The sequence below is a fragment of the Vibrio sp. UCD-FRSSP16_30 genome, assembly GCF_001676025.1.
GTDB lineage: Bacteria > Pseudomonadota > Gammaproteobacteria > Enterobacterales > Vibrionaceae > Vibrio.
The window spans coordinates 68,541-88,046 of sequence record NZ_LZFW01000003.1 but is presented as its reverse complement, the minus strand read 5'-3'; the positions used below and the strand labels follow the sequence as shown (position 1 = coordinate 88,046).

At 41.7% G+C, this 19,506-nt stretch carries 15 protein-coding genes and 1 riboswitch; of the genes, 9 read left to right on the top strand and 6 right to left on the bottom strand.

Features of this window, described 5'->3' with window-relative positions; genetic code table 11:
- The first annotated feature begins 232 nt into the window (after positions 1-232).
- Positions 233-1,021, top strand: coding sequence for a hypothetical protein (locus A9260_RS03335; protein ID WP_068696190.1), 789 nt, complete (start codon positions 233-235; stop codon positions 1,019-1,021).
- Positions 1,022-1,104: 83 nt separating this feature from the next.
- On the opposite strand, the gene A9260_RS03330 is transcribed toward A9260_RS03335, so the two are convergent.
- Entirely contained in the window at positions 1,105-3,222 is a 2,118-nt protein-coding gene (locus A9260_RS03330; protein WP_068696187.1) for a type I secretion system permease/ATPase, read from the bottom strand.
- A 96-nt stretch (positions 3,223-3,318) separates the two neighbouring features.
- A complete protein-coding gene (locus tag A9260_RS03325; protein WP_068696185.1) occupies positions 3,319-4,710 on the bottom strand; it encodes an HlyD family type I secretion periplasmic adaptor subunit in 1,392 nt (463 codons plus the stop codon).
- A gap of 332 nt (positions 4,711-5,042) precedes the next feature.
- On the opposite strand from A9260_RS03325, the gene pdxH reads away from it, so the two are divergent.
- On the top strand, positions 5,043-5,684 hold the full coding sequence (gene pdxH, locus A9260_RS03320) for a pyridoxamine 5'-phosphate oxidase (RefSeq protein WP_068696183.1): 642 nt from the start codon (positions 5,043-5,045) through the stop codon (positions 5,682-5,684).
- 47 nt (positions 5,685-5,731) lie between these two features.
- A complete protein-coding gene (locus tag A9260_RS03315; RefSeq protein ID WP_068696181.1) occupies positions 5,732-6,133 on the top strand; it encodes an ACT domain-containing protein in 402 nt (133 codons plus the stop codon).
- Between the two features lie 80 nt (positions 6,134-6,213).
- On the opposite strand, the gene A9260_RS03310 is transcribed toward A9260_RS03315, so the two are convergent.
- A complete protein-coding gene (locus A9260_RS03310; RefSeq protein ID WP_068696179.1) occupies positions 6,214-8,061 on the bottom strand; it encodes a TonB-dependent receptor domain-containing protein in 1,848 nt (615 codons plus the stop codon).
- Between the two features lie 41 nt (positions 8,062-8,102).
- Positions 8,103-8,325, bottom strand: a riboswitch (cobalamin riboswitch).
- 190 nt (positions 8,326-8,515) lie between these two features.
- Here A9260_RS03310 and putA point away from each other — a divergent pair.
- The 4 genes from putA (at position 8,516) to A9260_RS03290 (ending at position 14,405) form a co-directional block, all read left to right on the top strand.
- The gene (putA, locus tag A9260_RS03305; protein WP_068696177.1) at positions 8,516-11,683 is read left to right on the top strand and encodes a bifunctional proline dehydrogenase/L-glutamate gamma-semialdehyde dehydrogenase PutA; all 3,168 of its coding nucleotides are present in this window, start codon (positions 8,516-8,518) and stop codon (positions 11,681-11,683) included.
- Between the two features lie 2 nt (positions 11,684-11,685).
- Positions 11,686-12,381: a hypothetical protein gene (locus A9260_RS03300; RefSeq protein ID WP_068696175.1), complete on the top strand. Its 696-nt coding sequence runs from the start codon at positions 11,686-11,688 to the stop codon at positions 12,379-12,381.
- Positions 12,382-12,483: 102 nt separating this feature from the next.
- Positions 12,484-13,578, top strand: a complete 1,095-nt coding sequence (locus tag A9260_RS03295; RefSeq protein WP_068696173.1) for a patatin-like phospholipase family protein — start codon at positions 12,484-12,486, stop codon at positions 13,576-13,578.
- Positions 13,579-13,604: 26 nt separating this feature from the next.
- Positions 13,605-14,405 carry an ABC transporter permease gene (locus A9260_RS03290; protein ID WP_068696171.1) on the top strand — a complete coding sequence of 267 codons (801 nt, stop codon included), beginning with the start codon at positions 13,605-13,607 and terminating at the stop codon, positions 14,403-14,405.
- A gap of 134 nt (positions 14,406-14,539) precedes the next feature.
- Here the strand turns inward: A9260_RS03290 and A9260_RS03285 are convergent, their stop codons facing one another.
- Together A9260_RS03285 and A9260_RS03280 are read right to left on the bottom strand one after the other, a co-directional pair.
- Positions 14,540-15,634: a mechanosensitive ion channel family protein gene (locus tag A9260_RS03285; RefSeq protein ID WP_068696169.1), complete on the bottom strand. Its 1,095-nt coding sequence runs from the start codon at positions 15,632-15,634 to the stop codon at positions 14,540-14,542.
- Complete coding sequence (locus A9260_RS03280) at positions 15,634-16,569, bottom strand: LysR family transcriptional regulator (RefSeq protein WP_068696167.1); 936 nt, start codon at positions 16,567-16,569, stop codon at positions 15,634-15,636. The genes A9260_RS03285 and A9260_RS03280 overlap by 1 nt, the downstream gene beginning before the upstream one ends.
- 132 nt (positions 16,570-16,701) lie before the next feature.
- Between A9260_RS03280 and chrA the strand changes: the two genes are divergently transcribed.
- Both chrA and A9260_RS03270 read left to right on the top strand, forming a co-directional pair.
- Complete coding sequence (gene chrA / locus A9260_RS03275; RefSeq protein ID WP_068696165.1) at positions 16,702-17,856, top strand: chromate efflux transporter; 1,155 nt, start codon at positions 16,702-16,704, stop codon at positions 17,854-17,856.
- Between the two features lie 134 nt (positions 17,857-17,990).
- Positions 17,991-18,182 (top strand): hypothetical protein, encoded by a 192-nt coding sequence (locus tag A9260_RS03270; protein ID WP_068696164.1) that lies wholly within the window; start codon positions 17,991-17,993, stop codon positions 18,180-18,182.
- A gap of 171 nt (positions 18,183-18,353) precedes the next feature.
- Here the strand turns inward: A9260_RS03270 and aroG are convergent, their stop codons facing one another.
- Complete coding sequence (gene aroG / locus A9260_RS03265; protein WP_068696162.1) at positions 18,354-19,406, bottom strand: 3-deoxy-7-phosphoheptulonate synthase AroG; 1,053 nt, start codon at positions 19,404-19,406, stop codon at positions 18,354-18,356.
- Positions 19,407-19,506: the final 100 nt, after the last annotated feature.

Genomic DNA, 19,506 nt, shown 5'->3' with positions numbered 1-19,506 from the left:
TGGCTTACGACTGTTCCTGTTTTATCTGCCTAAAAGTCGCTATTTTGCTCAGTTCATATAACAAGTTGTTGCTATCAGTTCGAGTGCATATTCATTGTCGCAACAATTTTGAGCATAAATTAAGTCACATAATCCTTTTATTACCGTGGCGTAAAGTTTAGTCGCGAGCGACTGAGTTTAGGGTATGCATTGGCAGACAAGACAATTGGGTTTGACCCTAAGGTACAGTGAAATGAATAAGAAGATGCTTTTAGTCGCAGCTATTGCGAGTACGATTTTATCTGGCTGTGGTGGCTCTGATAATGGAACAGCTAAAGAGATAAATAAAGTAGTTGACCAAGCTGGGAATATATCTGTAGATGAAACTGTAAAAGAGCAGTTTCCTAGTACGGATACTAATAAAGAAACTTCTGAAAATTTACCAGCCAGTACAACACTTGCTCCAAAGAGTAGCTCTGTCCAATCTACAGTAGATCATGTAACCCCAAACCCTGTAAATTATAAGCAACCAGTACTACCAGCTAAGCCCAAAACAATGCAATTGCTTCTGGTTAAGCATCAGGGCGGGGCTCTTTTCCTACAAGGTAATAAAGGCGAACTGTATGAGGTGATACCAGTAAATGGACTTATCAAGATTTCAAGGATAGATAGAGACTCAGATAACATGAACATTGCATATCAACTTGAGCCTGGTATGAATTGTGGTGATTCTTCTTACGATTCTAGCCCTAGCTTAAAGGCTTTATTTAAAATTAATATTCATATTCAATCAATCTCTGTTAGTAACCAAGATCTTGGGAAATATAAAGTGACTTCTGAAATTACGAGAAGAAAGGATGAGAACGGTCAACCCATGGGAACATGGGTATGTAAGGTCACTGTCTTGCAGGATAAAGTAAGACAGTCGGATTTCTACTTTATTCATGCTGATGATATTAATGAAATTAGAGTCGCTGATTTTGATAAAGCTACTAGTACTTATAAAACCAAATTTGATATTACATCTGACAACATATGGTAGATTGGCTTATCTAATATGAGCAAACTAAAAGGGTCGCAACATAAACATGTTGCGACCCTTTTTCAATTTACACTGTAAATCGACTATTGATTCACACTACTCAAGTTTCCTTTCTGTAGTTCTGCTAATACTTTTTCTTTAGGCCCATCTGCGACTACGGTTCCGGCGCTCATTACTATTAGGCGATCAACAACTTCTAGCATTGACGTTTTGTGGGTAATTAAGATCAATGTTTCTTCTTTAGATAGATTTTTTAACTCTCTTTTAAATAGAGCTTCAGCTCTATTGTCCATTGCGCTGGTTGGTTCATCGAGCAACAAAATGGGCGGTCTTCCTAAAAGCGCTCTAGCCACTGCTACTGCTTGGCGTTGTCCCCCCGATAATAACTGCCCACCTTCACCCACCTGCCTTTCAAGGCCCGCCGGATCTTTCATTGTGAACTCTGTTACCCCGGCGCGTTTTGCCGCTAACATCACTTCATTATCTTCGGCCAGTTGTTTACCAAGTGTAATGTTGTCGCGTATAGACCCATAAAACAGGGTGATGTCTTGAGGAACGCAGCCTATATTGCTTCTAACGTCCGTATGATGTAATTGTTGGATGTCGGTGTCATCTATGCGTACATGACCTTCTGTGGGCTTATACAGCCCCATTATGAGACGTTCCAATGTGGTTTTACCTGAACCAATACGCCCAATGATGGCCACCTTTTCTCCTGGGCGAATGGTTAGGCTTAAATCACGGATTGAAGACATAGGGGCATCAGGGTAGCTAAAGGTGACTTTATCTAATTCAATTTTTCCTTGTAACACAGGGCGATGAATATAGCGCTTATCCTCTTCTTGCTCATCAGGCATATTCATTACCTGTTCAATGATGGTCATTGATGATTTAGCTTGGTTATAACGAGTCGATAATAAAGCCACTTGAACTAGCGGTCCTATTGCTCGTCCGCTAAGCATGGTTGCGGCGATTAAGCCACCCATAGTCAGTTCACCCTCGGAAATGAGATACACCCCAACAATCAACATGCCAATATTTGAGGTTTGTTGCAGAAAGCCTGCGGAGTTTTGCACACTGTCAGTAATGCGGCGACTTTTAATGTTCCAGTTTGCCATGTGTGCTACCGCTTCTTCCCAGCGGTATTGAAACTGACTTTGTGCGCCAAATATTTTTAAAGACTCAAGACCGGCAAGGCTCTCAATTAAATTGGCGTATTTTTGTGACGCTAAACGCGATCCTTCTTCAATGCTGTTTCGTAGTGGCTTTTGAATGAGCAACGAATGAATGATAAGTAGCGTGACACAAACAATCGGTACTAGCACAACGTTGCCGGCAATTAACCAAATCACTAGTAAAAACAGTAAGGCAAAAGGCAGATCAATAAGAGCGGCAATCGTGGCTGAGGTGAAAAATTCTCGAATGGATTCAAATTCTTGCAGGTGACGGGCAAAAGCGCCAACAGAAGGTGGCCTTGCCTCCATTCTGATCCCCATCACTTTACTAAACAGTTTTGAAGAGATAAGAATGTCTGATTTTTTCCCTGCAACATCAATGAAGTAACTGCGCAAAGTTTTGAGTAGTAAATCAAAGATAAAAATCACCACAATGCCACTTGCGAGCACCCATAATGATTCAAAGGCTAAGTTAGGAACTACTTTGTCATAAACAATACGAGTGAATAGGGGAGTGGCAATAGCAAAAATATTGATCAAAATAGAGGCGATCAATACATCTCGATAAATAGAGCGTGATTCTTTGAGGGTTCCCCAAAACCAATGACCTTTGCGGGTTTTTAAAATCTCGGGCGAGCGCTGATCAAAGCGAAATTGTTTTTTTATTAAGAAATATCGGCCGCTATAATCTTGCTCTAACTCTTCTAGAGTCACGGTGGTGGCAACAAATCCGGTATTTTGACTGACTATCTCTGCTTGGCCATTATCTGGATTAACGCTAAGCAGCACGCAAGCTTCATTTTCACCAGTCAGTAAAATAGCGGGCAAAACTAAATCTGACACTTTATCTAGCGCTAGAGATTGCTCTTTTGCTACTAAGCCTGCACGCTCTGCCGCTCTTGGAAACAAAATAGGAGTAAGCTTCCCATCGGGTAGAGGTAAACCGCTTATCAAGGCTTGTGGCGAATTAGATAGGCCATAATAGCGACTGACATAAATCAGAGAGTGCAGTAATGAGTCTTTCATTGCTTGTCATCCTTGGCAAAATCTTGTTGCCCCTTGATCATGCTTTCGTGAGTGTTGGAATGAGATGCAGTCAAGGGGGACGGTAATGATTAGAAATTATTCACGTAGGGCGCGTCCTTTGACGCTCAGCACTGGCTTGAGAAGATAATCAAGAACGGTACGTTTACCGGTAATGATATCGACCGATGCGGTCATTCCCGGAATAATAGGCAGCTCGCCGTTGCTACCAAATTCCGTTTGCGGAGTATGGATGCGAACTAAATAAAAGCTATTACCTTCTTCGTCTTGAATAGTATCGGCACTGATATGTTCAAGAGTGCCACTCAGCCCGCCGTATTTAGTAAAATCGTAGGCACTAAATTTTACAATGGCCGGTAAACCGGGACGTAAAAAAGCGATATCTTGCGGTGCAATTTCAGCCTCGACCACCAGCATATCTTCCGTTGGAACAATTTCGACAAGATCCATTCCCGGCTGTATAACCCCACCAACAGTATTTGTATATAAGGTTTTGATAGTGCCAGTCACAGGGGAGGTAACAATAGTACGGCTCACTCTATCTTCTAGACCGACAGTACTTTGGGTAAGCGAAGATAATTCATCTTGGCTAATATTGAGTTTTTCTTGTTGTTCAGAGCGAAAGTCCAGCGCGGCATCAACGCGGCTAAGTAATGTTTCTCTAATGGCAGCATTAAGTACTGGAACACGGCCTTTTGCAGAATCTAGTTCACGCTTGGTATCATTGAGTTGGCGCTTTAGTTTGATGAACTCAATTTTAGGGACAATACCTTCATCTGCGAGTGGCTTCATCAGGTCGTATTCATTTTGCGCAAAATCATAACCTTGTTTAAGGTTAGATATTCGGCCACGAATTTCGTTAAGATCTTGAATTTTTTGATCAACTTGTTGATCTAATACTCTTAATTGGTTTTTTAAGTTATTTAGATCTTGTCGATATTCAGCGCGCTGTCGAGCAGCTAGCTTTGGTTGATTTTCTTCAAAATTGACGGGATAGACTAGTTTATTGCTATTAATAATGACGCTATTTTGCCAATTACGTATCGTAACGTTTTCTTTTACCTCGATACTGGCAACCGATGCTGATAATTGCAGTACTTTGGCAGTCAGGTTGTAGACTTGTTGTTCACGTTCGCGAAAATCAGATTGAAAGCGGGTATCATCAATCAGCAATAATTGCTGTCCTTGCACTACTTGCTGGCCTTCGCGAACCAATATTTGTTTGACCAGTCCACCTTCAAGGTTTTGCACCACTTGTAATTGACTTGATGGAATGACTTTACCATTACCTACGGTGACTTTATCGATCTCGGCCCAATAGGCCCAACCAATCGCACAGCCAAAAAATAGCAGTACTAACCAGAGTAATAATCTGGCGTTAGAAGGGGTATTCAATAATAGAGCTGCGGTTTTGTCATCCACATACTCTAATTCGGTACGACCGAGGTTTTTTAGCTTCTCTTGACTCATAGGCCATCCATTTGCGCATTGAGTGAGTGAGGAAAATTAATTTAATAACTTACATATCGTTCTATATGTAATTTTAGTTATTAGATTAACTTATAGTATTCTTGTTTTAGTTAAATGTTAAGTAATTGTGTGGCTTTCTGGGTGCTAATAGATGAATGTAGATGTGAGTAGGTATTTGAATTTTAAATAAAATTAAAGTGATTTAATCGCTGAGTATGTAGAGGACAATAAATTGTAAGTAATTGACGCTTCTGACTGAGTATTGGCAAAACTTTCTTGAGTTATTGCCGTTAGACGCGCAAAATTTATGAAAAGTGATTTGAGGATGTGAAATGAAGTTAACGGATATTCGTCGTGACTATATGTTGGGCGGTCTACGCAGAAAAGATTTAAAAGAAAATCCGGTCGAACAGTTCAATATTTGGTTGGAACAAGCGATAGAAGCCGAGCTGACAGATCCTACTGCAATGACAGTGGCGACAGTCGATGAGCGTGGTCAGCCATATCAACGTATCGTTTTATTAAAAACATTAGATAATCAAGGGTTTGTGTTTTATACCAACCTTGGTAGCCGCAAAGCGCTTCATTTAAAAGAAAATAACCGAATTAGCCTACATTTTCCGTGGCACCCCTTAGAGCGACAAGTGCATGTCACTGGTGTGGCTGAAAAGCTAACTGCAGCAGAAAATTTTAAGTACTTTACTTCTCGACCTAAAGAAAGCCAACTTGCGGCTATCGCGAGTAAGCAAAGCTCGCGCATTTCAGCTCGTGGAATTCTAGAAGGTAAATTTTTAGAGCTTAAGAAAAAGTTCGCTGATGGAGAAATCCCTGTCCCTTCATTTTGGGGCGGCTACAGAATCAAAATTGAATCTATAGAGTTTTGGCAAGGTGGGGCAAACCGTTTGCATGACAGATTCATCTATACTCGTGAAGATGAAGAGCAGTCGTGGGATGTTGAGCGCCTTGCGCCGTAATTTACACTGTAAAGCGTCAATTTAGAATCAACTAAGAGATTAAACAAATGTCCGGAATTACTGAGTTATCAGAGCTACTCACATCAATGGAACCGCACCTAAATGACACTGAATATGTGTTTTGTACGGTGCAAGGGAAGATGGATGATTATATTGGGTTAAACCCAATTGCGACATTTATTGAACCTGAAGGATTAACCTTGGTGCTGGATAAACGTGATGCAACAGCAAATGCTCTAGCATTTGACGGCTGTTTTAAGCAAATTATCTTAACGGTTCACTCAAGTCTTGAGGCGGTGGGTTTAACCGCGGCTGTGTCGACCAAGCTTGCTGAAAAGGGTATTAGTGCGAATGTCATCGCCGCTTTCTATCACGATCATATTTTTGTCCCTGTTGCTAAGGCAGAGATAGCATTAGATGCTCTGCTTGAGTTTAAAAACGCAGATTAGATTATTTTAAATAAATGCGCTTTAAAATAAAAAACCCGACTGTATTCAGTCGGGTTTTTGTTTATTGGTAAAGCGGTTAACTAGAAGCGGTAATCGATACCTGCGTAGTAGCTGCGCTCTGCGCCTACCCAAGTGTATGGGATTGATGTTGGGAAACCATAAGATCCCGCTGCAACATCATAGTCTTCATCCAGTAGGTTGTTTATCTTGAATTTAACATCTAAGTTTTCTGTAACAGCATACTTGGTTGCAAGATCTAAGGTGATGTAGCTATCTAGGGTCGTTTGACTGAAGTCAGAACGCTCACCTACGTAAATCGTTGCCAAAGAAACGTCAAAGGCATCGTAGTTATAATCTACGATCCACTTATAGTTTTGTTTAGCGCGGCGAAGAAGTTGTTCACCTGTTGTTTTATCTTTCGGATCTTTCCAGTCAGCAACCACAGTATGGTTGATTGGGCCAGTAGAGAAATCAATAGTTAATTCAATACCTTTGATTTGAGCTTTGTTCACATTACTAGGAGAGTATGAGACGCCATCAAATCCCCAAGTAATCAGATTATCAATGTCATTTTGGTAAGCAACTAGGCTCCAAGCTGCCCAGGAATGATAACCATTAAAACCAAATTCGAAAGATTTAGATTCTTCTGGTTTTAAGTCTTTATTACCAGATGAGCCATATAGATCACCAAATGTAGGTAGTTTAAATGCGGTGCCATAATTGGTTGTAAATTGAATGTCTGGAAGGATAAACCAGCCAAGACCAACACCCCAGGTGGTTTTGCCTTCATCTCTGGTTCTTTGATCGTGTCGTATATTTGCTTCAAGAGTAACAGGATCTAAGTCAACACTTGTACCGACAAAAGCAGCTACATTTTTTCTGGTTTCTTTTTCAAAACCCCATGCGCTAGTATTGTTTGCTTTCTCATACGATAAGTCTAGACCGCCAACGATATCGGCATTTTGGATGCCTTTATAGTGGTTAAACCACAAGACAGATGTGCGTTCTGAGTTGATGATTGTTTGTTGAGCATTTGTTTCTGCTAAACCATCAGCCTGTTTATTTTGAGAGAAATTAGCTTGAAGGTTGGAGCTATATACTGCGTTCTCGTAGTTGATATTACCAGAAAGAACATAGGCATCTGTTTCTTGTTCATTTTTCGCTTCTACAGGGCTAGCACCTATATATTGGTTATCGTAGTTTTGATAAATGCCATTAAATCCAGCAGACCAGTTGTTGTTGATTTCTTTAGTGACACCACCAGAGATAAACTGAGAACCATATCCATAGTTATTTGAACTATCTATGCTAGTAATGTTATCGCCTTTGCTACCCTCATTACTGATAATGACGTGACCACGGGCTGTATCTGAAAGATCACCACTTGAACGCCAAGCTTCTTGGTGGGTACTATTTGAACCACCATTAAGAGTCAACTCATGAACTGAACTATCTTTTGGTTGTGTCGTAATACTAATCACACCACCAATGGCATCAGCACCATAAACGGCAGCGCGAGGGCCTCGAATTACTTCAATTCGTTCAATTGCAAACGCAGGAATTAGACCAAGAGCATTATATGAACTAGCAGCCGCTGTATTTAAGCGCACACCATCAAGTAGAATTAATGTGTGGTTACTATTTGTACCACGGATAAAAATACTACTAGAGCTTGCTTTCGTTCCTAGATTACGAACTTCAACACCAGGTAATGTTTTTAATACATCATAAGCACTATCCGCTTGTAGTTGTTCAATCTGGTCACGTTCAACCACACTCACTGATGCCAGTGTAGAAGACTGAGATTGTGCAAAACGGTTTGCAGTGACAACCATGGTTTCATCAACGTCAGTTGAATCTGTTTGTTGAGCAAATAGAGAAGGAGCGTACAGCGAAATAAGCGCTGTCGCTAAAATGGTTTTTTTCATTATAAGTCCTAAATACGCGTAGTGATAAAAACGCTTATGCTTGCGTTTTTTCTTTACTGGCAGGTATTCGGACTAATGAGCACTGCAGATAGAATCTGCAACCTAGCATCTCACTTCCCACAATATCTATTGCAGTGTGTGGGCTTACTGCCCTATAGATGTTCGTTCTCAATTACCGCTGCGCGTCAGTTTTGGATTCACACCAAATTCCCTTTATAAGCCTGAAATCTTAGATTTCATGACACCAGCGAGGGAGAGTGTATAGGGTGTTGCTAGATGTGTCTAGCCCTCTGTAATGTTTGTTAAAAACGTCAAATTAAGATGTAAACTCACATTATTTAGAATGTTAATTGTCTGTAATCACGTTTCTTTTGTTCTTTGTTTTGTGATCCTGATTTTGAATTGTAGGATTGTCCGCCAATTCATGGTGGTTTTATAGAGCTGAGGAAAGATTATGTTTACAGCATCTAGTGTTTTAAATCCCGATTTCATCAACCAACCAAAAGAGACACTTTGGTCTCTCATTTCTCCTATGTATATGGTGGATGAATCAATTTGGTTGAAAGAGTTATTAAAGCTAGCAACGCCTTTAGAAGAGGAAAAACAACGCATTGAGCGTCAAACAACGGCGTTAATTGCAACAATTCGCGCTGATAAACGCTCAATTCAAATGATTGATGCGTTGTTGCTGGAATACAGTTTAGATACTCAAGAGGGTATTTTGTTGATGTGCTTAGCCGAAGCTCTGATGCGCATTCCTGATTCTGAAACCGCCGATGCATTGATTAAAGATAAACTGACCGTTGCCGATTGGAAGTCTCATTTAAGCCAGTCTGATTCTGTATTTGTTAATGCCTCTACATGGGGCCTTATGCTGACAGGAAAAGTCGTTGGTATTAACAAGCAAGAAACAACCAGCCCAAGCTCTGCCATTTCAAAACTCATGAATAAAATGTCCGAACCTGTGATTCGCAATGCGATGCATCAGGCGATGAAAGTGATGGGACACCAGTTTGTGTTAGGGCGAAATATTGAAGAAGCGCAAAAAAATGGCGCATCACTTCGTAAAAAAGGCTTTACCCATTCTTTTGATATGTTGGGCGAAGCGGCTTTAACAACGGAAGATGCTAGAAAGTATTTTAATGACTACATGCAGGCGATTGAATCGGTAGGGCGTACTGCTGGGTCAGTAACCAGCCCAGCCCCTTCAATTTCAATCAAGCTTTCAGCCTTACATCCTCGCTATGAAGTGGCGAATAAAGCGCGAGTATTCACCGAGCTTTACGAGACATTAATTGAGTTACTTACTCGCGCTGTTGAGTTAGATGTGGCCATTACTATTGATGCAGAAGAGGCGGATCGTCTTGAGCTTTCACTGCAACTGTTTGAAAAAGTCTATAACAGTGACTTGGTTAAAGGCTGGGGTAAGTTTGGATTAGTGATTCAAGCGTATTCAAAACGCTGTTTGCCGGTTTTAGTGTGGGTGAATGCGCTGGCCAAAGAACAAGGAGATATGATTCCTTTACGTTTGGTAAAAGGTGCGTATTGGGATAGTGAAATAAAGTGGTCACAACAAGCAGGCTTTGCCAACTATCCCGTTTATACGCGCAAAGAAGCGACGGATATGTCTTATCTTGCCTGCGCTCGATTTTTATTAAGTCCGGGAGTGCGTGGTAATATCTTCCCGCAGTTTGCCAGCCATAATGCGCATACAGTGACTGCGGTTGCTGAGATGGCAAACCACCGTAATTATGAATTTCAAAGACTGCACGGTATGGGAGATTCTCTTTATCATCATGTGATGGATAAATACGCGCAGCCTGTTCGTATTTATGCGCCTGTTGGCAGCCACAAAGATCTCTTGCCTTATTTAGTGCGACGCTTATTGGAAAATGGTGCTAATAGCTCATTTGTACACCGTTTGGTGGATGCTCGCTGTCCTATCAGTGATCTTACTCATCATCCTGTAGATACCTTGCTTGCCAACAAAACTCTGCACAATGAACAGATCCCGTTACCGCGCGAGATTTTTTCCGATCGCGTTAATTCCATCGGGATCAATGTTGATGTTGCAAGTGAGGCCGATCCCTTTGACTTACAAGTGCAACGCTTTTTAAGCAAGCAGTGGCAAGGATCGCCAATCATTGATGGTCGTGCTATTCACGAAACAATGATCAAGGAAGAAACGGTTGTTGCTCCGTTTGATCGCAAGCGCATCGTTGGTTCGATCCACTTTGCTCACCTTGATCATGTTTCCATGGCAATCAATAGTGCTCAATCGGGGTTTGAAAACTGGAAAAACACCCCTATCGTGAGTCGTGCTCAATGCCTTTATACCCTCGCCGATAAATTAGAAGAGAATTTGGCCGAACTGGTGGCTCTTTGTCACATGGAGGCCGGTAAAACCATACATGACAGTATTGATGAGGTGCGTGAGGCGGTTGATTTTTGTCGTTATTACGCCGCTAATGCTACGACATTAGGACCTGAGTCGATTCAAGGCTTTGATGGTAATTTACAATGGTGTGAACGACACGGAAGAGGTGTGTTTGTTTGCATTAGTCCGTGGAACTTCCCTTTGGCTATTTTCCTAGGGCAAATATCCGCGGCCTTAGTGGCAGGTAATACGGTTATTGCAAAACCGGCCGAGCAAACCAGTTTAATTGCGGCTAGGACCATTGAGATCATGCTTGAGTCAGGCTTTCCTGCTGATGTGATTCAATTTTTACCTGGTAAAGGCGCTGAAATTGGCTCAGCTCTTACCTCACACCCTGCTATTGCAGGAGTCGCATTTACCGGCTCAACCGCCACTGCGAAACGGATTAATGTGTCTCTTGCGCAGCGCGATTGCTTACCAGTACCATTTATTGCCGAGACTGGGGGTCAAAATGCGATGATTGTTGACTCTACTGCTCTACCTGAGCAAGTGGTGCGTGATGTCGTGCGTAGTGCATTTGCTTCAGCAGGTCAGCGCTGTTCGGCTTTACGGGTGTTATTTGTTCAGCAAGACATTGCCCCAAGAATCATTGAGCTTATTCAAGGTGCCATGCAAGAGTTAACGGTCGGGACGCCTTATTTACATAGTACCGATGTAGGACCTGTGATTGATCAAATCGCTCAGAAAAAGTTATTGCAACACATTGAGGTGATGCGTCAAACGCAAAAGGTGGTGGCTGAAGTTAAACTTGATGAAGAATGTGCCAAGGGCATGTTTGTTGCGCCAACCGCAATTGAAATTAGCGATCTGTCGGTACTAAAAGAAGAGCAGTTTGGGCCTATCTTGCATATTGTGCAGTTTAAAGGCAATCAACTTGCGGATGTGGTTGAGCAAATAAACGCAACAGGTTTTGGTTTGACCATGGGGATCCATTCTCGCAACGAAACCACTTATCGTTGGATTGAACAAAATGCCAGAGTGGGAAATTGCTATATTAATCGAGACCAAGTAGGCGCTGTGGTTGGCGTTCAGCCATTTGGTGGACAAGGTTTATCTGGCACGGGTCCTAAAGCGGGCGGACCACATTACTTGTATCGTTTTACACAACATACCTGCAAACAGCGTGAAGTTTCTGCTTCGGTTACTAAGGCGCAAATATCACACACTGATGAGCAAGGAGTATAGAAATGAAAAATGCATCTATTTGCTTTTCTGAAGCGCAACAAGCTTGGAGCCTCTGGAATCAAGTTCCTTATGCTAATCGCCATCAATCTTTGTTAGCAGCCAGTGATGCTCTTGCTATAGAGAGTTTCACTTTGCCGTTAACCTTCCATCACAAACACTGCCATCAATTACTGACGGAACCAGAATTAATGCCAGGGCCAACCGGTGAAACTAATGAGCTGTATACCGCAGGCCGTGGCGTGGCAATGATTGTCGCGGATAGGCTGGTTGATATTCATGCAGCTAAAGCGTTGTATGCTCAATTAGTGGTGGGGTTACTTTCAGGTAATTGCGTCATTATGTGTGTACAAGACAGCGAGTTGGCGAAACAAGTGTTAACGGTGATTGATGCGCTTAAACTGCCTAGTGGAGTGCTGAGCTTGGTGGAGTATGACCAATATGCGCAGCTACTAGAGAGTGATATTCGTATTGTTAGTATTATCGCTGATGCCAGTTTGGTAAAAGAGATTAATCGTAATCTAGCTAAAAAATCAGGTGCTATTGCACCGTTGATTGCGGAAGTTGAATTGGCAAAAATGCCGGTGTCTCAAGACCCTATGTTGGTTCTTCGTTATATTACAGAGCGTACTCGCACGATCAATATTACGGCGGTGGGTGGTAATGCGACATTGCTAGAGTTAGGTAGTGCAGAGCATTAGTGTTGTAGTTTAATCCCTGTATTTTATTAAAACCAAATACCGAGTTGAAACCTATGGCTTCACTCGGTATTTTTGATGATGGGTTATCTGGAGAAGTAGAGAATGTTGTCGAAGTGTACAGATAAATCTTCACTCGTTGTTCAAGGTGGCGGGCAAAAAGGGGCGTTTGCCGCTGGGGTTCTCGATACGTTTATTGCCGCAAATTATGATCCTTTTTCCATCTATATTGGTACATCGGCAGGGGCGCTCAACGTTTCTTCTTTTGTCACCAAGCAGCCAGGACTTGGGCTCGATTTTATTCTTAATTATACAACCCAAGATCGTTTTTTTGATTTTCAACGCTTAGTTCAAAAGAAAAAAGTGGCGATGGATCTTGATTGGGCATTTCAGTTTGTCCACAGTGGTGAGTTTCCTTTAGATTTAAAAAAGGGAGCGGAAAACTTAGGTAATGAAAGAGAAGCGCTAGCCTGCGTGACTCATGTACAGGAAATGAAGGACTATTATTTTCCAATCTTCTCTGAGCATTGGTATGACATATTAAGAGCCACTTGCGCTATTCCTATGTTGTATCACCAAGAAATCGAAATTGATGGCGCAAACTGGGTCGATGGTGGTGTTTCTGCGACGATTCCAGTGCAAGAGGCCTATCGACGAGGTGCATGTAACATCGTCGCGATTACTACCGAACCTGTTATTGAAAGGTCATCTAAATTTAAGGCTTCCTTATCTATAGAGCCGATTGATAAGTTTAAACTCGATCTTAGTCGTGGAATCGAACCGTATCTCAATCGTTTTTCTTCTGCGCAAAGTAGAGAAAAAATGAAGAATATCAGCGACCTTTTTTTGGATAGAATAAATCAATTAAAGGAGCGTCACCCCTTTACCAAAATCGATTCTCTACCAAAAAATTGGCTACCCGATGCTGAGAAGTTATCTGAGATGATGGCTTATCATTCGCAACGTTTAAATATTAAATCGCACACGCCACACTCAATAGAGATGTTGTTTAATCATTATATGAACCACTCCGCGATTTCTGATTTTATGAATACACCACCTGAAGGGGTGACAATTACAGAAATAACACCGATAAAATCTCTTAACAGTAGCGGTTTACTAAGCCATAAAGATGATATCCTTGCCGACTACGAAATAGGGGTGTTAGCGGGAAAAGAGTTTTTGTCTAACACGCTCTAATTATTTCTTTGTGCGTGGTTAAATTTATGCAAACGTCTCATGATATTGGTTGGTGGCATCTTGCTGCTTTTTCTTTATTGCTCATCATTCCTTTTAGTATTAATAAAGTGTACAAGCTTGAACTCGGTAGAGAGATGGCGACTGCAATAGCTCGCATGGCTAGCCAGCTAATTTTGGTTGGCTTATACCTCGAGTTTGTATTCTCAACCAATAATCCTTGGATTAACTTAGCTTGGATTACGGTGATGCTGTGTGTAGGGGCAACCACCATTGTTGGTAAATCAAAGCTACCGCGTCGAGTACTGTTTGCTCCGGTATTGACGGGACTAGTGGTAGGTTTAGCTCCGGTTTTAGCTATTTTATGTTGGTTGGTGGTTCAGCCTGTGCCTATCTACAATGCTCAATATGTCATCCCTCTTGCAGGAATGTTATTAGGAAATAGCTTGAGTGGTAACATTGTAGCACTGCAAAATTTATATACTGCGTTTGAAGAACGACATCATGAATATGCGGTGGCGATTGCTTTAGGCGCTCCGCCTGCTTATGCTTCACTGCCGTTTGTCAGAGTGGCAATGCAAAAGGCATTTGCTCCTATTTTAGCCTCTATGGCGGCAACGGGGCTGGTGACCTTACCGGGCATGATGACAGGACAGATTTTAGGTGGGGCATCCCCGATGCTCGCAATCAAATATCAATTGGTTATCTTGCTGGCCATTTTTGTGATGATGAGTATTTCTGTCACTCTGACGCTAAAGCTCAGTTTATATCGCTCGATTAATCCGCAAGGCAGAGTGACCATTGGTTTTAAAAAACGCAATCAGAACTAAATGTCTCTTATGTTTTTAAGTTAAGTGAATAGAGTTTACCTAAGATAAGATTGCGTAGGAATTGACTGAAAAAAATGCCCTGAGATGAATGTCTCAGGGCATTTTTATTTTTACGATTGGTATATAACCGCTAATTAGCGCTGCTGGTGAGAGATAAGATGCTCGGGAAGCTCTTCTATCTTGAGGGTTTGAGTTGGGAATGCAATGTCAGCCTCGTTGTCATGTATGATCTGCATAACTTGCAGAAGTACATCTTGCTTCACTTCATGGAATCGAGCCCAGTTTACGGTTTTAGTAAACGCATAGATAAAGAAGTCTAGCGAAGAGGGACCAAAGGTTGTGAAGTTCACCATCAAGGTTTGGTTGGCATCAATATCAGGGTGGTTTTTAAGCATGTGCTGTACGTCACCAATCACTTTATCTATTTTATCGGAGTCACTATAGCGAAGACCGATGGTTTCATAGATACGGCGATTATGCATTCGTGATGGGTTTTCTACAACAATGCTACTAAATACTGAATTTGGCACATACAGTGGTCGTTTATCAAAGGTACGGATTTTAGTCATCCTCCAACCAATACGTTCCACGGTACCTTCGATGCTTCTGTCGGGTGAACGAATCCATTCACCAATTTTAAAGGGGCGATCGAAATAAATCATCATCCCACCAAAAAAGTTAGAAAGCAGGTCTTTTGCGGCAAGACCGGCAATTAGGCCGCCGACACCACCAAAGGTTAATAGGCCGGAAATACTCAATCCAAGGGTTTGCATGATAGTGAGCATCCCTATGATGATCACAACTAAGCGTATTAACTTTGCAATGGCTTGTACGGTGGTAACGTCGCGCCCTTGCCTTTCTAGTATTTGACTTTCAAAGTTGGTGATGACTCGTGAGAGAGCCCATACAACCATAAAAATAATGAGTATCAGTTTGGAGGAGTATAGCCAGTCAAACCTATGATCAAAATATTCCTCCAACATTAGCCCTAATGACACTGTGCCTGGCCAAAGCCAGATAAGTGTACTCACCGGTGTTGTGATGCCATGCAAGACGGCATCATCCCAAACAATGCGTGTTTTACTGGCCATTTTTTCTAGGCGGACAATTAATATTCGCCAAGCAATCCAACTAATTAAGCTCAACACGGTAATCAAAATGATTTCATTGATGATTTTACTGTCGGTGATATCTAGTAAATTGAGCCAGTCAATTGAGGTGAGTTCCATTATGAGGTGGTTTCCTTGGGTTCGTTATTTTTTACGGTATCTACTACTAAAGAGAGTAACCAAGTAAGCTTATCATTATTTGGCTGATTATCTTTCCAAACCATGCTAATCGTGAAGTCGTTAACCTTGATTGCCGGTTCTGCTCGAGTCAGTCCGTTGGCAATAAAAGGAATCATCGACATTAATCTAGGCACAATACAAACAAGCTTTCGCCCTTGCATTAGTTGCCCTATGGTCAAAAAATTTTGCGAAAGAACTTGTACGCTACGTTGTTGATTAAGAGATTGCAGCTTCACATCTACAGGGGTTTCCCATTTACCATCAGAGCTTACCAATGCGTGTGGGATACGACAATAATCTTCAATAGTAATTGGCGTTGTCAGTCCTGTCGCTACCGCATCAAATAAACAGACATGGCTCTCTTGGTAAAGCTCTTGAGATTGAAAGCCTTTGTTTAAATTGGGAAAGCTGCCAATGACTAAGTCTAGGCGCTCTTTTTCCATTATTTCGGTAAAATTATGTCGATTAACATTAATAAAACTGACTTTAGCATTCGGTGCTTGCTCGGTCAGTGCATCAAATATCAATGGGGCAAAGACAAATTCTGCATAATCAGTTAAACCAATACGACAGACTCCTTGAAAGGTTTGCGCGCAAAATGGCTCTGGTTCTAATAGGTTATTTTTAATTGTCGATAAAATGTTTTCAACGTCTTTAGCGATAGTAAGTGCTCGCTCGGTGGGTTCCATCGTATGGCCGCAACGCTTGAATAAAGGGTCATTAAGTAACGTGCGCAAGCGTGACAGGCTATGGCTCATTGCTGATTGGCTCATGTGCAATTCAGTGGCCGCTTTTGAAACACTGCGAGTGTTTAATAAGGCGTTAAATGCGACCAGTAAATTGAGGTCAATTCTTTTCCAGTTAGTCTCTGTCATTCATATTCTCGTGATAATTAACTCTGAACTGCTAATCCTATTTCATGCATTATACCTATCAATACTATTAATTTGAATCATAGTGGTGGGTTGCTTATGGTATAGCCTAATTTTATTGGGCAGTAATGAAGTATGTTTTCAATTTTTAAGATCTTTTTCGCTTTAGGCTGGGTTAGTTTTGGTGGGCCGGCGGCTCATATTGGCTATTTTAGAAAAACGTTTGTCGAACAAAAACAATGGTTAAGTGATGACGAATACGCTCAGCTTGTGGCGTTAAGTCAGTTCCTTCCTGGGCCGGGCTCAAGTCAGGTCGGTTTTGCTCTAGGTTACAAGCAAGGTGGAATTGGTGGTGCGTTTGCTGCCTTTTTTGGCTTTACTTTGCCGTCAGTTTTACTGATGTTGGCTGTTGCTTTGCTGAGCAGTAGCTTGTTAGAAACATCGTTATTTATCTCGGTGATTCATGCGCTAAAGCTTATGGCGGTAGTGGTGGTCGCGGATGCCATAGTGGGAATGTATAAAAGTTTTTGTCAAACGAAGCGCAGTGTTCTCTTATGTTTATTCGTTGCGCTCACTATGCTATTAGTGAGCGGGATATTTGCACAAATATTGGTTTTGTTATGTTGCGCTGTACTCGGTTCAATGTGGTTTAAACCGACACAGGTAACGACGAATACTGAGATTAAAAAACGCGGTAAATTTACGATATGGCCAGTTGTGATTTTTGCTGGCGTACTATTAATAGGCCCGTTTGTTGCCAGTCAAACACCATTATTACAGATCTTCCATGATTTCTTTTATGCTGGTTCATTAGTTTTTGGTGGGGGCCATGTTGTCTTACCTCTGCTTCAAAGCTTAATTGGCGAGCAACTGACTACTGATACCTTTTTAACGGGTTACGCAGCCGCACAGGCAGTTCCTGGCCCTATGTTTACCTTTGCTACCTACTTAGGTTATGAGCTGCTTCCTCAGCAACCGATTATTGGTGCTTTAGTTGCGACAATGGCGGTGTTTCTCCCTGGTTTCTTGTTGGTTTTGTCGGTTATCCATAATTGGCAGGCATTAGCCTCGATTCCTCGGGTTTCTGCTGCTCTAAAGGGAGTGAATGCAGGAGTCGTAGGATTATTGATTGCGGCTTTATATCAGCCAATTTTTGTTAGCGCAGTGAATAGCGCTGTGGATTTTGCGGTTGTGCTGGTGGGGTATTTTCTTTTGAAGCAGATGAAATTACCGATAGTTGCTTTGGTGGCAAGTTTCATTGGTTATGGTTTGCTGAGTGCTTTATTTTAAAATGATAAGTCAGCTCTTGTTTATTAACATCTAAATAACATACTTGTGGCATTATTGACCTGGATCATTGGTGGTGCATGTTATCTACACTAATGTAGGTTTTGTTAACAGTGTGTGAACAAGGGAGTATTCGCATGGAATTAAAGCAAGACCCAAGATGTTATACCGATGTATGCGTAGATGGACTTTGGTACCACTATGATCACTGCGGCACGAAAGCCTATGTACTTAGAGGTGGTTCAGCGCCAGAGGTAGACTTTCACAAAGAGCCGAAAACCGAAGATGAATTGGTTTGTATGATTAAGGCGTTAGGGCTAGTTAAATAATACCAATCGTAGCAATTCTCTGATCATTTAATTACTGTGATTGGTATAATACGGACATTGAATTCAAATAAAATGCCCCGTTAGCTGCTTACTCATAAGAGATGCGCTAACGGGGCGTTTTTTATTGGTTTTAACCTTGGTTTTTAAGTTTCTTAACTTTTAAGCTTGGGGTTAAGCTTTACGGCGAGCCGTCACAGCGTCAGCCAGTTGTCTTAATACGGTTTCCGTATCTTCCCAACCAATGCAGCCATCAGTGATAGATTGGCCATAAGTAGACACTTTGCCATCAACAAGATCTTGTCTGCCTTCTACAAGGTGAGATTCAATCATCACCCCAAAGATTGCCTTTTCACCGCTTGCTAGTTGCGCTGAAACATCATCACTTACGTTAATTTGGCGTTGGTATTGTTTGCTACTGTTAGCGTGGCTAAAGTCAATCATGACCTTTTCACGTAAGTTTGATGCGCTTAATTTTTCTTTCACTTCTGCAACATGCTGTGCGCTATAGTTTGGCTCTTTACCACCACGTAAAATGATATGACAGTCAGGGTTGCCTGCTGTTTCAATAATGGCTGAGTGGCCAAATTTAGTCACAGATAGAAAGTGATGCTCGGCTTCTGCACTGCGAATCGCATCTGTGGCAATTTTAATATTACCGTCAGTACCATTTTTAAATCCAACCGGACAAGAAACGCCAGAAGCTAGCTCTCTGTGTACCTGTGATTCAGTCGTACGAGCACCAATCGCGCCCCAGCTAATCAAATCACCAACGTATTGAGGCGTGATCATATCTAAGAACTCGCCAGCTGTTGGTAGACCAAGGTCAGTTAAATCCAAAAGCAGTTTACGGGCAATTCTAAGGCCGTCATTTAATTTGAATGTATCGTTTAGATAAGGGTCGTTGATTAAACCTTTCCAGCCCACTGTAGTGCGTGGTTTTTCAAAATAGACACGCATAACAACTTCAAGGCGATCCCCTAGCTCATCACGTAATACCTTAAGACGTTTTCCGTACTCTAGAGCTGCCTCAGGATCATGAATTGAACATGGACCGACAATAACCAATAAACGGTCATCTTGATCGTTGAGCATGTCATGAATGGCTTTTCTTGAATTGTATGTTGTACGCGTTGCTGTTTCAGTCGCAGGAAAGCGCTCTAAAATGGCAATGGGTGGTAATAGTTGTTTTACTTTGTTGATACGAACGTCATCGGTTTGATACATGCTAAATTATCCTTTTTTATTACCGTTTAGAACCGCTTAAAATTGAATTTATATTAAGCAGAAACGGCAGCACTTTTTAATTGTATTTATGCAAGTTATC